This is a genomic window from Pantoea sp. PNT03 (assembly GCF_014852515.1).
Taxonomy (GTDB): domain Bacteria; phylum Pseudomonadota; class Gammaproteobacteria; order Enterobacterales; family Enterobacteriaceae; genus Pantoea; species Pantoea leporis.
The window spans coordinates 242420-256729 of sequence record NZ_JACVBT010000002.1; the positions used below are offsets into that span (position 1 = coordinate 242420).

General features: G+C 53.2%; 11 protein-coding genes. 9 read left to right on the forward strand and 2 right to left on the reverse strand.

Annotated features, from left to right (window positions below; translation table 11 throughout):
• Positions 1-170: 170 nt before the first annotated feature.
• Both IB226_RS09235 and IB226_RS09240 read left to right on the forward strand, forming a co-directional pair.
• Positions 171-800 carry a response regulator transcription factor gene (locus IB226_RS09235; protein WP_110866877.1) on the forward strand — a complete coding sequence of 210 codons (630 nt, stop codon included), beginning with the start codon at positions 171-173 and terminating at the stop codon, positions 798-800.
• Positions 801-922: 122 nt separating this feature from the next.
• On the forward strand, positions 923-4426 hold the full coding sequence (locus IB226_RS09240; RefSeq protein ID WP_370579428.1) for a transporter substrate-binding domain-containing protein: 3504 nt from the start codon (positions 923-925) through the stop codon (positions 4424-4426).
• A gap of 244 nt (positions 4427-4670) precedes the next feature.
• Here the strand turns inward: IB226_RS09240 and IB226_RS09245 are convergent, their stop codons facing one another.
• Positions 4671-7499 (reverse strand): transporter substrate-binding domain-containing protein, encoded by a 2829-nt coding sequence (locus IB226_RS09245; RefSeq protein WP_225608249.1) that lies wholly within the window; start codon positions 7497-7499, stop codon positions 4671-4673.
• A 268-nt stretch (positions 7500-7767) separates the two neighbouring features.
• Between IB226_RS09245 and IB226_RS09250 the strand changes: the two genes are divergently transcribed.
• Entirely contained in the window at positions 7768-8463 is a 696-nt protein-coding gene (locus IB226_RS09250; RefSeq protein WP_110866880.1) for a response regulator transcription factor, read from the forward strand.
• Positions 8464-8472: 9 nt separating this feature from the next.
• On the opposite strand, the gene IB226_RS09255 is transcribed toward IB226_RS09250, so the two are convergent.
• On the reverse strand, positions 8473-9411 hold the full coding sequence (locus IB226_RS09255; protein WP_192234846.1) for a MurR/RpiR family transcriptional regulator: 939 nt from the start codon (positions 9409-9411) through the stop codon (positions 8473-8475).
• Positions 9412-9699: 288 nt separating this feature from the next.
• On the opposite strand from IB226_RS09255, the gene IB226_RS09260 reads away from it, so the two are divergent.
• The 6 genes from IB226_RS09260 to IB226_RS09285 all read left to right on the forward strand — a co-directional run bounded on the left by IB226_RS09260 (position 9700) and on the right by IB226_RS09285 (position 14302).
• A complete protein-coding gene (locus tag IB226_RS09260) occupies positions 9700-10008 on the forward strand; it encodes a PTS sugar transporter subunit IIB (protein ID WP_101761519.1) in 309 nt (102 codons plus the stop codon).
• Between the two features lie 59 nt (positions 10009-10067).
• Complete coding sequence (locus IB226_RS09265) at positions 10068-10409, forward strand: PTS lactose/cellobiose transporter subunit IIA (protein WP_101761518.1); 342 nt, start codon at positions 10068-10070, stop codon at positions 10407-10409.
• Entirely contained in the window at positions 10402-11715 is a 1314-nt protein-coding gene (locus IB226_RS09270) for a 6-phospho-beta-glucosidase (RefSeq protein ID WP_192234848.1), read from the forward strand. Before IB226_RS09265 ends, IB226_RS09270 begins: the two co-directional genes overlap by 8 nt.
• 31 nt (positions 11716-11746) lie before the next feature.
• Entirely contained in the window at positions 11747-13099 is a 1353-nt protein-coding gene (gene celB, locus IB226_RS09275) for a PTS cellobiose transporter subunit IIC (RefSeq protein ID WP_192234851.1), read from the forward strand.
• Between the two features lie 442 nt (positions 13100-13541).
• Complete coding sequence (locus IB226_RS09280; RefSeq protein WP_101761515.1) at positions 13542-13802, forward strand: biofilm/acid-resistance regulator YmgB/AriR; 261 nt, start codon at positions 13542-13544, stop codon at positions 13800-13802.
• A gap of 158 nt (positions 13803-13960) precedes the next feature.
• Positions 13961-14302, forward strand: coding sequence for a hypothetical protein (locus tag IB226_RS09285; RefSeq protein WP_192234853.1), 342 nt, complete (start codon positions 13961-13963; stop codon positions 14300-14302).
• The last annotated feature ends 8 nt before the right edge of the window (positions 14303-14310 follow it).

Here is a 14310-nt window from a genome sequence, read left to right on the forward strand (position 1 = left end):
ACAGCAGGACGAGTAGGATCGGATTGGCGCAAAACTGCTGAAAAGCTCAGGGTCAGGAATAGGAAGCATAAGTAATTTCCTACAGACCATTCTGTTAAAACCGGATAGTGTAATCCGCCCTGGGAACTCATTGATAACCCGCTCAGCGTAGTCATCAGGATCTCATTTCTATGAAAAAAGTAATCATTGTTGATGACCATCCGGTTATCCGATTTGCCGTAAAAATGTTGCTGGAACGCAATGAGATGGAAGTGGTGGCCGAAACCAATAACGGTGTCGACGCTATTCAGAAAACACGGGAATGTTTGCCAGATTTAGTGCTGCTGGATATTGGGCTGCCAAAAATTGATGGTTTCCAGGTGCTGGAGCGGCTGCGCACCCTGAATTTGTCGCTAAAGATCTTAGTGCTGACATCGCAGTCCAGCAGCCATTTTGCCCAGCGCTGTAAACAAGCCGGTGCAGATGGCTTCGTCACCAAATCTGATGATATGAGCGAATTATTAGATGCCATCAAAATGGTGATGCGCGGGTACAGTTTTTTTCCGCAATCAACCTATCAATCGTATGAGCAAACTGACAGCTATCATGATGACGACGGCTTGTTAGAGCAACTTTCCGATCGTGAATTGAGCGTGTTAGTTAGCATCGGTAAGGGCATGGGTAATAAACAGATTGGCGAACAATTGCTGCTGAGTGAAAAAACGATCAGCACTTATAAACATCGTCTAAAGCAGAAGCTCAATGCGCAGTCGCTGATCGATCTAATCGATTTTGCCCGTCGTAACAACCTGATCAAATAGCCGGTACTATGCGTACGCTTTGCTGCATTTTCCTGATATTGCTCTGTGCCGCGCGGGTTCCTGTGCAGGCGAAAGAGTTTCATTTACTGACTCGCGCCTCATTTGAGGGGCTCAAACCGCTAGTGCTTTCGACGGAAGACCGTCATCTGCTGCAGGATAAAAAGCAGTTAGTAATGGGCATTTTTCCCAGCGAGTCACCGCCTTATGGCATGACTAACATGCGGGACGAATATGAAGGATTGAGCGCCGACTATGCTGGACTGGTAGCTAAACAGCTCGGCTTAACGCTGCACATTGAGCAATATGCGTCGCTGGAGCAAGCACTCAATGCGTTGAAAAGTGGCAAGATCGATTTGGTGCCGTCGCTCACTGCGCGGCAGGATGAGAGCCCGCTGCTTTTTTCTGATCCTTATGCCAGTGAACAACCGGTTCTCGGCATGCGCGCCAACGATAACGACCCTTTGCCCGGCGATCTCCACAATATTGATGTTGCCGTGGTGAAGACCTATCTGCCTCTAAGCTTGCTGCGTCAGGCTTATCCGCACGCTAATTTCCGCATGTATGAAAATTATCAGGATGCGCTGAGCGCCGTCTCCTTTGGAACCGCGCGTGTCTATTTGGGCAATAGTTTTTCCCTCAGCCGTAACTTTTTAAATAATTTGCGCATGGTCCGCTTTAGCCAGCTGCCGCAGAAGATGATCAGTTTTGCGTTTCCCGAGCAGGCGACAGAACTTCAAACGCTGGTGAATCGTGCAATCAGTAACGTGCCGCGGGAAGAGAAAAACGAACTGTTGCGTATTTGGCAGCCCGACATGGTGGGGATGAACCAGTCGCTGAATACCCCACCTTTCACCGCTGAGGAACGTAAATGGATGATGGCGCATCCGGTGATAAAAATGGTGATGTTTAGCCAGGACAAAGCCGCGCCGATGACCATTATCGATCAGAGTGGCGCGCTGCGTGGCATGGTGAGCGACCTCATCACACTGGTGACATTAAAAACCGGCTTGCGCTTCAGTTTTGAAACCGTGGATACCTCCCAAGAGTTGGTAAACCGTGTCAACAGCGCCGATTTTGATATGTTCGCCTCGCTGACACCCAGCGCTCAGCGCGAACAGCAAATCCTGTTTACCCGACCTTATCTGCGCAGCACCTTTGCCCTGACCACGCGCGTGGGTAACAACGATATTCATTCGCTGCCCGATCTGCGCGGCAAGCGGCTGGCGATGGTCGCCAACACCAGCGTCGAAAATATGGTGCATGCGCGTTATCCGGAAATCGAGATTGTGCCGGTACAGAACATCACAGAAATGATGGCGAAGGTGGACAAGGGCCAGGCCGATGCGGGCGTCGATATTCTGGTGATGGTGGATTATCAGATCAAAACTCACTTCCAGAATAAGTTAAAGATGGTCAGCGCGATTGGCAGTTCGCCCGCGTGGGTTTCGTTTGGCGTTGGACGCGCCGATCCCGAACTGCGCAGCATTCTCGATAAAGTGCTGCTGAGCATTCCGCCGGTGGAGATTGAGGAGCTGGCTAACCGCTGGCGGCCCAGCGACCTGATTGTTTACGACAGCTTCTGGCAGCGCTATCAGGCGGTGCTGATCGCCAGCATCATCTTCTTTGTATTGCTCATGTTGATGGTGATCGGCTGGTCGCTGTATCAGCGACAAATTATCCGCCGGAAAGCCGAGCTGCGGCGTGAACTGAATGTGCAGCTGGCACAGTTACAAGCGTTGGTGACCAGCATGCCGTTCCCGGTTTCACTGCGCGACAAAGATGGTCGTTTAACCTACTGTAACCAGCGCTATTTAGTGGAAACCGGTGTGATTTATGAAGAGGCGTTGGGCAAAACCATGCCCGAACATCCCGGCTTACGCACGCCAGAGCAGGCGGCGTTTTATCACAATCAGCTGATTGATGTGGTAAAAACTGGCGTTCCGATCGTTGAAGATCGCCGTTATGACCTGTGGGACAACCCGGATTCTTCGATTGGCGTCACCGTTTATCAGTGGATCCAGCCGTTTAACGACAGCGATGGCAACGTGGTCGGTGTTATCGCCGGTTGGATGGACATCTCCGAGCGTGAAGCGCTGTTTGCCGAACTGCGCGAGGCCAAAGAGCGGGCAGAAGATTCCAGCCGCGCTAAATCAGTATTTCTCTCGACCATGAGCCATGAAATCCGTACACCTATGAATGCGATTATCGGCATGCTGGATATGGCGCTGAAAAAAGGGCGCAGCGGCGAGCAGGATTTGCAGGCATTAGAAGTGGCATACGATTCGGCGGAAAGTCTGGTGGGGCTGATTGGCGATATCCTCGACATCTCGCGCATTGAAGGCGGCCAGCTGGAATATCATCCGGAAGCGGTGCATCCCGGCAAGCTGATCGATAACCTGATGAAGGTGTTTCAGGGGCTAGCGATTGACAAAAATATCACGCTGACCAGGCACATTCCCGAAGATGGGTTGGAGCAGGTGCTCGCCGATCCGTTGCGCATCAAGCAGGTGCTGTCCAATCTGTTAAGCAACGCGATCAAATTCACCGATCAGGGCGGCGTCTCGCTGACGCTCACCCAACAGAAAGATGTCGCTGCCGACCACGTGTATCTGGTGATTGAAGTGCAGGACAGCGGCATTGGTATTGATGAAAAACAGCAGGCCGCGCTGTTTAAACCCTTCAGCCAGGCCGATAACCGCCGCGCCGGAACCGGGCTTGGTCTTTATATCAGCCGTACCATTTGTGAAAAGATGGGCGGAACCTTAACGCTGAGCAGTGAAAAAGGTGTGGGAACCTGCGCCCGCGCCACGTTGATGCTGCCGATGGCGGAAAGCCAGAGCCTCGAGCTGGAAGAGAAAGCGGAAGAGGGTGAAAAACTGCCGCTCCGTTCGGTGCTGGTGGTGGATGATAACGCAGCTAACCGTATGCTGCTGGCGAAGCAGTTGAGTTGGTTGGGGCAACAGGCGGATTTGGCCGCTGATGGTCATGAAGCATTACAGATGTGGCAGCGTGGCAATTACGATGTGGTGATCACCGACTGCAATATGCCGGGTTTAAATGGTTATCAACTGACCGAGATTATTCGTGAATCGGAAGAAGATTTAGGGCGTGCGCCGAGTTGGATTATGGGCTTTACCGCGAATGCCATGCATGTGGTAATCAAACGCTGCCTGGAAGCCGGCATGAACAGCTGTCTGTTTAAACCCTGCTCGATCAGCAGCCTGGCGGCCGCACTGCGCGCGATTGGCGCAGAAAAATCTCCAGCGGACGTCACCGTGCCTGCAGCGCCAGAAAGTAGCGACGTCGATCGCCAGATGGAAGCGGCCATGCGCGATTTGATGGTTGCCACGCTGGCGGAAGATTTGACGCAGCTAGACGAGCTCAACCTCGACCATCATCGTGCTGAAATTGCCGATCTGGTACATCGCATCGCGGGCAGCGTGCGTATCGCCCGCCAGCATCGGTTGGCTGATGCCTGTCTGCAGCTGGAGATCGCCTGCCGCGATCCACAACAGCAAAGCGACGCATTGCAGCCACGCTTGAGTGAGCTGGTCACGCGGTTGGCAGCTTACAAGGCGCAGCTGGAGAGTGCAGCGGTTCTAAGTGATATCGTAGAAGAGGAGTAAAAGGTTAAAAGCCGGCGTACTGCACCACATCGCTCAATTTTCTGCATGATGCTGCGCTTACAGGTGCCCACATAATTGGATGGCGATCAAAAAAATGACGCCATTTAATATGTCATGCCGATCAGTTAAGCGCCGTATCAAATCACCGCACCTCCCGTAGCGGCGCGATTTATCGCGCAATAAATTGCGCCGCTACAATGTGTGCCCTCGGTAATTAGGGGGATCAAGTCTTAATTGACGAGCATTACGCCTTTAAATATGCGGTTTCCTTTGTGCGCAGACAATTCGACAGAATTTCACGTAACTCTGTTGGCGTAATCGGCTTGGTCAGGCAGCCATCAATGCCTGCGCTGCGGCAATCTTCGGCGGCATCAAAACTGCTCATCGCTGTTAAAGCGTAGATGGGTGTTGCTGCCAGCTGCTGGTTTTTCTCCTGTTGCCGAATCGCAAGGCTCATGGCAAAACCGTCCATCTGCGGCATGGTGCAGTCGGTAATGACTAATCCAATCTCATGCCGATGTTGCTGCCAAAGCGTCAGACCTTGTTGGCCATCTAACGCGCTCAGTACCTCGCAACCTGCCTTTTGCAACTGCTGGCTCAGTAACAGACGAGCGGGGGGATAATCGTCAACAATTAGCACTTTCGGGGTGGGCTGTGCCGGAGCGCGCGGTGCAGCTGGCGATGCGTTTACCGGCGCCGCAGAGAAGTGCAAGCTCACGCTGTTGCTTTCACCGGCAACGCTGTTAACTTTGAGCTGCGCACCGGCGTCCTGCGCCATACGCTGGCAGGCGGCCAGGCTAAAGCCGGTTTCCGCCCAGGCGCGCGTATCGTCAGCGCCTTGCAAGCTTTCCCAGCGCTCGGCCAGCAAGCCGTCGCTCTGATTGCTAACCGCGATCGCCAGCGGTAAATAGCCATTAGGTTCCTGCGTTTCACAGCACAGCGTCACCGTGATATCGCCTTGCTGAGTGTGTTGAATGGCATTACGTAACAGGCTGGAGGTGATCCGAATGATCAGCAGCGGATCGAACTCCACGCGCGGCGCATGGGGATCGAGTGTGACATGCAGGCGCAAACCTTTCTCCTCAGCTTGCTGCTGAAATAGCGCCACCGTACTGCTCAGTAATGAAGGCAGGTTTACCACGCGGATGCGGCTCTGTTCATCACGCGCTTCGGCGCGGAAAATATCAAACACATCGCCGGTGATGGAGAGCAGCGAGCAGGCGGATTCATACACCGTTTGCAAATTTTCATTGTGCTGATGCTGGCTGTGTAATCGCTCCAGCTCTAACTCCAGCAGGCCGGTAATGGCGTTGAGCGGGGTGCGAATTTCGTGGCCCATGCTCTTCATGAACGCGTTACGCGCCGCGAGCACCCGATCATTTTCTGCTTTGGCTTCCTGCAGTTGACGAATCAAAGTTTGATTACTGTTGAGACGTTCACGCAGGGCCTTTAGCGACTGGCACAATCGACCAATCCACCAGCCTACCAACAGGAACAGCAGCAACCCCAGCAACAGGGTGATCGCGATTAAGGTGGGGGAAAACGCGGGTGCTGATTTCTGATCCGGCGCCAGGAGTGTGTCACGCCAGGAACTGGCCATACTCATCAGCCTATCGGGAGGCGTTTGTTGTAGCGCTTTGTTGAGAATACTGAGAGCAGGTGAGTCTGCTCGTTGGGCGGCAAAGCCCACGCTGTAAGGTTTTACCGGCAGCGAAAGCGACTGGTGTAGACGGTGGAATGGGTTGCGCTTCAGCTGATACTGTACCGAGAATTGCGATCCAATCGCGCCGTGCGCCTCGCCGTTGTTGACCAGCACCAGCGCCTGCTGCAGCGTGTCGGTGACGATCAGTTGCAACGTGGGATACCAGGTTTCCAGCCACGGAATCAGCGGATTATTCTGCTGGATCGCAATTCTCTCGCCCTCCAGCTCGTGCAGTGAAGCAGGCTGAATGGTGTTGCGTTGCATCACCAGCACCGCTGGCGTCACCAGCCAGGGCTCACTTTGCGTCATCGACAGATCGGCGGCTTCCGGTTCCCTCGGTATCGTTAGGCTGCTGGCCAGCACCGCCTGCGGATATTTCACCCACAGCGCGGTCAGCTGTGCATCGTCTTCAGCCATTTGATAGTTGAACTGTAAGCCGAAGCGCTCGCTGATATGCCGCAGCACATCGACCGCCAGTCCAGAGGGTTCACCTTGCTGGCTGATATAACTGATAGGTTCGCGACGACCATCCAGCAATACAGTGATGGCCGGATTTTGCTGGCTCCATGTCAGCTCTTCCGGCGAGAGTGATAACGCGGGATGACCGATCACCGCTTCACGATCCATGCCCCAGCCTTGTGCAATGCGCAAACGGCTTACCAGCGGCAGATGAGTGAGCACATTATTGATGGCGCTCAGCAATTGCGGTTCGGCAGCCGGCACGCCAAAAGTGAGCCGGAACTCGCCGAGTGAAGGATGCGGCAGTAGCCACAGATTATCGAGTTGATTATTACGCTGAAGATAGCTGGCGGTAGCATGGCTAAAACCGGCGGCAGCGGATTGACCAAAAGCGATGGAATTGATCGCCTGATAGTAATCTTCAAACGCTTCCGGCGAAGGACTGATATCTGGCAGCGTTTGACTATCCAGCATAAGTAACGGCAGCTTACCGCGCGGCGCTTGCTGTCCGGCGCGCGTGACGATCACCGCTCGGTCGTTTAGCCATGGCAATGAAGCATGCACCGACATGTGCGGCGAGAGATCGGGTGTCCAGATCGCCAGCATGTCGACTTTTTTATGATTCATCGCGCGAATCGCCTCTTCACGGCTGCGATAGTGAGTCAGCTCAAAATGTACCTGTAGCGTCGATTCGAGCAGCGCCAGGTAATCTGCGTCAATGCCCGCCAACTGTCCACGCTCCATGCCCAAGCTAACCGGCGGTTGTGACGCGCCCCAGACGCCGACGCGCACCACGGGATGCGTTAGCAGCCACGCGCGAACATTCGCGGCAAAGGTCACCGACGGCGGATTGACTTCAATGCGCGGGGCCAGCGTCAGCACGTTTCCTTGTGCATGTGGCAGCCCTGGCATAAAAACCAGCGTCAGGAGAGCAAGCAAGAGGTAAAAAAGCAGTCCGTTTTTCATCGTCAAATAATCGGTAATTTTTCTACCTTGATTTTGACGTAATACTGCCTGGAATCAGCCAGGCCAGGTCTTGGTTTTTAGTAGTAAGTGTATGAAAAATAATATAAGTATTTTCCTACGCGCGCCTAAGCATTCAGCGCTTCAGAAAAGTCCCGGTAATGCCTATGCTGGGCCAAACCGTATCAATATGAGTTTCAGGTTACCGAGGTGGCAGATGGCCGTGTTTCACGCGAACAAAATTAAGGTGGTGATGCTGGATGATCATCCCATGATGCGCTTCTCATTCGAAGTTGCTGCCACACGTGAACCCGATATCAACATGCTGGCGACATTTGGCACCAGCAAAGCGCTGTTGGCCTGGCTTGGGCAGAACAGTGCCGACGTATTGGTGCTGGATTACATTCTGGGTAACGACCAGTTAGATGGCTTATCGCTAATTAAACACATCCGGATGCATCATCCGCAGTTGAAAATTTTGCTCTCAACGTCGATGGAAAGTGTTGCGGTAATTCGTGCGGCTCTGCATCTGGGCATTAAAGGCTATATCACTAAACGTGAAGAGACCCCGGCTTACTTTGCGGCAATCCGTAATATTGCTGCTGGCAAGCGCTCGCTGCCGGATGACATCGCCAGCCAGCTAAGCCAATTGCCAGGCCGTAAGCGGGATCGTCCTATTTTGCAGGAAGATTCGAACGAGGTTTCGCGTGTTTCACAGCTGAGTAAATTGCTCACGGCGCGTGAAGCGGAAGTGATTCGCTGTTTTATTGATGGCATGCAAGTGTTCGAAATCGCTGCAAAACTCAATCGCAGCCGCAAAACCATCAGCGCTCATAAGCAGACCGGCATGAAAAAACTCGGCATCGCGTCGGATTTGGAGCTGTTTAAATATCGTGGCGATCTGTTTCAGTAACCGCTGTGCTTAAAGCGCCGCTTCCAGCCGATCCAGCGCAAACAAAATGCCGTAACGGCGCGCGTGTTGCGCTTCCGGCAGCGGCAGCCAGATATCTGCCTGATTGGCGAGATCTAATGTCTGCGCACAAAGCGCAATCACCGGCGTTTTTTGAATGTGCGCATGGTGTACCGCGCTGAGCACGTGGCTGCTAACCGTATCAGGCGCGAGAATCAGCAACAGATCGTCCGGTTGCAAACGGCTCAGCGTCATGCTCAGCAGGTTATCATCCTGAATCCACGCGCTGGCCAGTCCGGCGTTTTGCAGGCGCTGATGGACGTCCGCCACCAGCGTAGTTTGCAGCCCCGATGCGCCAATCAGCAGTACGCTTCGGGCTTTACGCAACAGCTCTGCGGCACGTTGCCAGGTCGCCGCTTCCGCTTGACCATATTGCTGGGTTAACGCTTGAGTAATAGCCTCAATCGGCGCAATCGCTTGAGGGGGTTGTCTCTGAGGCGCGCGCGCCAGCCGCATACGCAAATCACGGATATCCTCGCAACCCAGCGAACGCGCAAAGCGGGTGATGGTGGCGGCGCTGACTTCTGCGCGGCCGGCAAGCTGCTCGATGGTGGCGGAAGCGGCAAAAGCAGTGTCGCTGAGAATCGCTTCGGCAACGCGTTTCTCCTGCTGACTCAGCGACGATTGCCGCTGGCGGATGACATCGATAAATTCAACATCCTGCTGCTGACCGGCTTTCCGCACCTGATGGAGAAAATCATCAAGATCCTGACAGCCCGCCGAAGTGGCAAAGCGTCGCAGCACATCCTGACTCACGCCAGCCTGTGTAGCCAGACTCTCCATGGTGACGTGTACATTGGCGTGCAGGTTCGCCAGAATAAAACGCGCCAGCCTCGATTCCTGCGCATCCGCGCGCTCCGACTGCTGTCGTAATTGCCAGACAATATCCATTAGCTCATCACATCCTCAGTAGCGAAGGTCCATCATGCATGAAATTATTTTTCATGTTGAGTTTTTTTTCATCTCATCGCAGGGTGTTAGCGCCGTTTGTTGGGCTTTTTACTGTTAAATTACGGTTAAGATCACACTCATGAAAAATATTTTCATGACGATTTTAATCGTATCCATCTGACTTGCATCAATAAATTATCTATCCATCAGAAAATCCTCTGCCCGCAACCACTTTACAGCGTCTCTGAGACAGGTCTTAAATGACCGGGACAAATCACAGGAGAAGAAATTATGCGCATCGTACTTTGCTGTGCTGCAGGCATGTCAACCAGCATGCTGGTGAGCAAAATGCAGCATGCCGCTGCAGGTCGCGGTCTGGAGATTGACATTAAAGCCGTGCCGGTGGCGGAATTCGAACGCATTCTGCCAGATGCCGATGTGGTTCTGCTTGGCCCGCAGGTGCAGTTCGAAGCAGCCCGTCTTAGCGCTATTGCCGCGCCGCAAGGCAAATCTGTCGCCGTCATCGACATGATGGATTACGGCATGATGCGTGGCGAACAGGTGCTCGATAAAGCGCTGGCCTTACACGCCTCCTAAACGTCCTTTTTAACCCATCCGACTGACATTACACGGCTTTGTGCTGTGGGGGATTCTGCATGTCTGAAATCGTGGCTATCGAGTTTGAAGAGGAAATTATGCTGCTGCTGGTGCAGGCCGGCGCAGCCCGCAGCGCGGCCATCAGCGCGCTGCGACTGGCGCGAGAAGGGCGCTTCAGTGAGGCGCAGCAACAGCTGGCGGCAGCAGGTGAAAGCATCAGCGCTGCGCACCAGCAGCAGACCGCGTTGATTGGTCTGGATGAAGGCAGCGGTAAGTTGCCGGTCACGCTGATTCTGGTGCACGCCCAGGATCATCTGATGAACGCCATGCTGATTCAGGATCTGGCTGGCGAAATCATTGAACTCTATCGCCGCACAGCGGCAGGAGGCACAGATGCTTAAAATCGCAATTATTGGTGGTGGCAGCAGCTATTCACCGGAGCTGGTGGAAGGGATCATCAATCGCTATGCGCAGCTGCCGGTGACGGAACTGGCGCTGGTGGATATCGAGCAAGGGCGCGAAAAGGTTAATGTTATCGCCGATCTTACTCGCCGTATGCTGCAGCAAAACGGGCTGGAGCAGGTAAAAGTCAGCGTCCATTTTGAGCTGGATGACGCGATTCGCGGTGCTCGTTTTGTTCTGACGCAGCTGCGTGTGGGATTGTTGGCCGCGCGCGCGGCGGATGAGCGCCTCGGGCTGAAATATGGTCGGCTCGGCCAGGAAACCACTGGCGTTGGCGGCTTTGCCAAAGCGTTGCGCACCATTCCGGTGATGCTCAAGGTAGCGCGCAAAGTCGAGGAACTGGCACCGGACGCCTTCATCATCAACTTCACTAATCCGGCGGGGATTGTGACGGAGGCGGTGTCGCGCTACAGCAAGGCGAAAATCATCGGGCTGTGCAATGTGCCGGTGAATATGCATCACATGATTGCCGGCATGCTCGATGCGCCCTGGGATGACGTGCAGCTGCGCTTCGCCGGGCTCAACCATCTGGTGTGGGTGCATCAGGTGACCTGTCGCGGCGAGGATGTGACCGCGCAGGTGATCGAGCAACTGTGCGACGGCCAATCGCTCACCATGAACAACATCAAAGATATGCCGTGGTCGCCGCAGTTCCTGCGCGCGCTCAAGGCGATTCCGTGCCCGTATCACCGTTATTACTGGCAAACGCCGCAGATGCTGGCCGAAGAGCAAGAGAAAGCGCAAAACGGTCATGAAGGCACGCGCGCGGAGCAGGTGATGAAAGTGGAAGCGGAACTGTTCGTGCTGTATGCCGACCCGCATCTGGCGCACAAACCCGAGCAGCTGAGTTTCCGCGGCGGCGCGTATTACTCCGAAGTGGCGGTTGAGCTGATCAGCGCAATTCACAATAACAGTGGCAAAAATCTGGTGGTGAACTGTCGCAACAATGGCGCGATTCATGGCCTGCCGGATGACGCGGTGGTGGAGGTGAACTGTCTGGTTGATGCGCAAGGCGCGCATCCGCTGGCGTTTGGTGAGTTGCCGCCGCTGATGAATGGCCTGACGCAGCAGATCAAAGCGTTTGAACGCCTGACTATCGAAGCCGCAGTGCATGGCGATCGTGAGCAAGCGCTGCTGGCGCTGCTCGGCAATCCGTTAGTCGGTGATGTCGCGACCGCCGAAGCTTTGCTTGACGAAGTGCTGACCTTAAACAAGCCGTGGCTGCCGCAGTTCGCCACGCCATAATCCGTTGCGCCACTGAGCCAGAGGAACACCTATGTCTAACCGTACTTTTATAGACCGTTATGTCTTGCCCGTCGCACTGAAAATCGCCGGTCAGAAGCATGTGCTCTCCGTGCGCGACGGCATCATTCTCAACATGCCGTTTATGCTGATTGGCAGCTTCTTCCTGATCTTTGCCTATCTGCCGATTCCGGCGTGGGGCCATTTAATGGCGGATCTGTTTGGCGAGACGTGGCGCAACAAACTGCTTTATCCGGTGCGCGCGACCTACGACATCATGGCGCTGATCTCCAGCTTCGGCATCGCTTACCGCCTGGCGGAGAAGTATCGCACGCTTGATCCGCTCACCAGCGGCGCGATGGCGTTAGTGGCATTTGTGATGACCATTCCGCAGCAGACGCTGTTTGCTCCGGTGGAAGGCGCGCCGACGCAGTTGGTCACCGGCGTGTTGCCGATTTCACTGATTGGCAGCCAGGGTTTGTTTGTGGCTATCGTGGTTGCGCTGCTATCGACCGAGATTTACCGCTTAGTGCACAACCGTAATCTGGTGATCAAGATGCCGGAGGGCGTGCCGCCTGCGGTGGCGAAATCCTTCCTCGCGCTGGTACCCGGTTTTTGTGTGCTGGCGGTGGTGTTGGTGATTCGTCTGGCGGTGGAAGCATCGCCGTTCGGCGATATCAATAACCTGATCGCTACTGTAATTGGTTTGCCGATGCATCACGTGGGTGGCACCTTGCCCGGCATGATTTTCTCGGTGCTGCTGATTGGGATTCTCTGGACGCTCGGGCTGCACGGTGATGCGATTGTGCTGGTGTTTATTCAGCCGGTTTGGCTGTCGAATATGAGTGAAAACCTCGAGGCGTTTCAGCACAACCAACCCATCCCGCACATCTTTACCCAGCAGTTTTATGATTTGTGGATTGCACCGGGCGGAACCGGCGCGCTACTGGGATTGGTGATTTTCATGCTGATTCGTTCACGCAGTCGCCAGATGAAGCAGCTCGGTAAAATTGCCGCACCGGCGGCGCTATTTAACATCAGTGAGCCATTAGTGTTCGGTATTCCGCTGGTGATGAACCCGTATCTGTTCCTGCCCTTTATCCTGACACCGGTGGTGCTGGTGATTGTGTCGTGGGCGGCGATGAGCACCGGTTTGGTGGCGCCTCCGGCGGGGATTGCGCTGCCGTTTACCACACCGATTTTCGTCAGCGGCTATCTGGCCACCGGCGGGCATATTTCCGGCACCGTTTTGCAGGTGGTGAATCTAACGATTTCGCTGGTGATTTACTATCCGTTCTTCCGGGTCTGGGATCGTCTGAAATTCCGCGAGGAAGAGGCCAGCCTGCAGCAAGCAAAAGTGGTGAGCGGCGAAGCGGTAACGCCTTGAACACCGGGGCAGAAGCGCATCAATGTGCGCTTCTGCAATCTATAATCCGATAAACAACAATGCGCATTAATCACCTAACAGGACTAATTTACAATTCTCTTTGGACTCTAACTATCACTCAACTGACTGTTATCGCTGATTTTATTCCAATTGCTTAAAATAACAGCGGTTTTATTAAAAGAAAATTCTGTACTCTTATTCCGTGTTTGTATATTTTTGTGATCAAGTGGTGACATAACTTCTTTCACCCCGAAACCCACGCTACTCAATGTAAACGTCAGCAGGCTCTCTTGATAGACATTTTCTCTAAAATTAACAATATTCCCCTTTTATTAAATTCAATCAGCTTAACGAGATCATTTGCGATCTCATTTTTCAGACTATTCCATTAATTTTTTATTACTCCATAAAGTGCTGGCACTAACGTCGCCAGGGGAAACGCATGCAAAAAATGAATATCAGTACCGATTTTATCGCCTATTTCAATTGTGGTTCTGTAAAACTGAAATCTGAGGCCGAAATATTGGGTTCAATTATCACCGCTATCATAAAAGATAAAAAAACCGTTACCAATAAGAGCATTATTGCCTATCTGCTGGCAGAGCTTGAGAGCACCAATGATGTGATTTTCCAGGATTGTCTGCGGAATACGCTGCAAATCGTGGTAGGAAAGACGCCGGATGATGACGGCTTTTTCAGTTAAGATAATCTCCCATAATTAAGAACGTGGGTTTTAAACTGATTCAATTTTAAAAGTTCAGGATTTATCTGACAGTATCAGGCCATGAGAATGGCGTTATAATTACTGGCCCGACCAGAATAATCTGGCACACAGATAAATCCAACAATAAGTGATATTTTATGAATTACAGCAATTTTTCAGCAAAAGTGAGTTTCTGGCCCAATATGCATTTCACCGCAATTGAAATTGTACAGTGCGGCGATCTCTACGAAATATATGCGACGGACATTTCCCGCCTCGCTAAAAGTAAGCTTTTTGTCGGGCGCACCCATGATAAAAATCTGGCGGATTCCTACGCGAAACAGTTCGAAGAGTGGTTACCTAAAGTTAACCGTGAAATGAAACTGCGTGACATTGCGCCGTTAACAGGAAATATGCCGTCGCAGGTTATTTGTAGAAAACGGGATCTTGAAATTTTGCCGAGCCAGGCAGAATTTTTGCGTAACCCTCATCAATGGTAGTCCTCAGT

Excerpts from the sequence above, each read along its gene's own strand:
- IB226_RS09235 (WP_110866877.1), top strand. The coding sequence starts at position 171 with ATGAAAAAAGTAATCATTGTTGATGACCATCCGGTTATCCGATTTGCC.
- IB226_RS09245 (WP_225608249.1), bottom strand. The coding sequence starts at position 7,499 with ATGCCAGGGCTGCCACATGCACAAGGAAACGTGCTGACGCTGGCCCCG.
- IB226_RS09250 (WP_110866880.1), top strand. The coding sequence starts at position 7,768 with ATGGCCGTGTTTCACGCGAACAAAATTAAGGTGGTGATGCTGGATGAT.
- IB226_RS09255 (WP_192234846.1), bottom strand. The coding sequence starts at position 9,411 with ATGGATATTGTCTGGCAATTACGACAGCAGTCGGAGCGCGCGGATGCG.
- IB226_RS09265 (WP_101761518.1), top strand. The coding sequence starts at position 10,068 with ATGTCTGAAATCGTGGCTATCGAGTTTGAAGAGGAAATTATGCTGCTG.
- IB226_RS09270 (WP_192234848.1), top strand. The coding sequence starts at position 10,402 with ATGCTTAAAATCGCAATTATTGGTGGTGGCAGCAGCTATTCACCGGAG.
- celB (WP_192234851.1), top strand. The coding sequence starts at position 11,747 with ATGTCTAACCGTACTTTTATAGACCGTTATGTCTTGCCCGTCGCACTG.
- IB226_RS09280 (WP_101761515.1), top strand. The coding sequence starts at position 13,542 with ATGCAAAAAATGAATATCAGTACCGATTTTATCGCCTATTTCAATTGT.
- IB226_RS09285 (WP_192234853.1), top strand. The coding sequence starts at position 13,961 with ATGAATTACAGCAATTTTTCAGCAAAAGTGAGTTTCTGGCCCAATATG.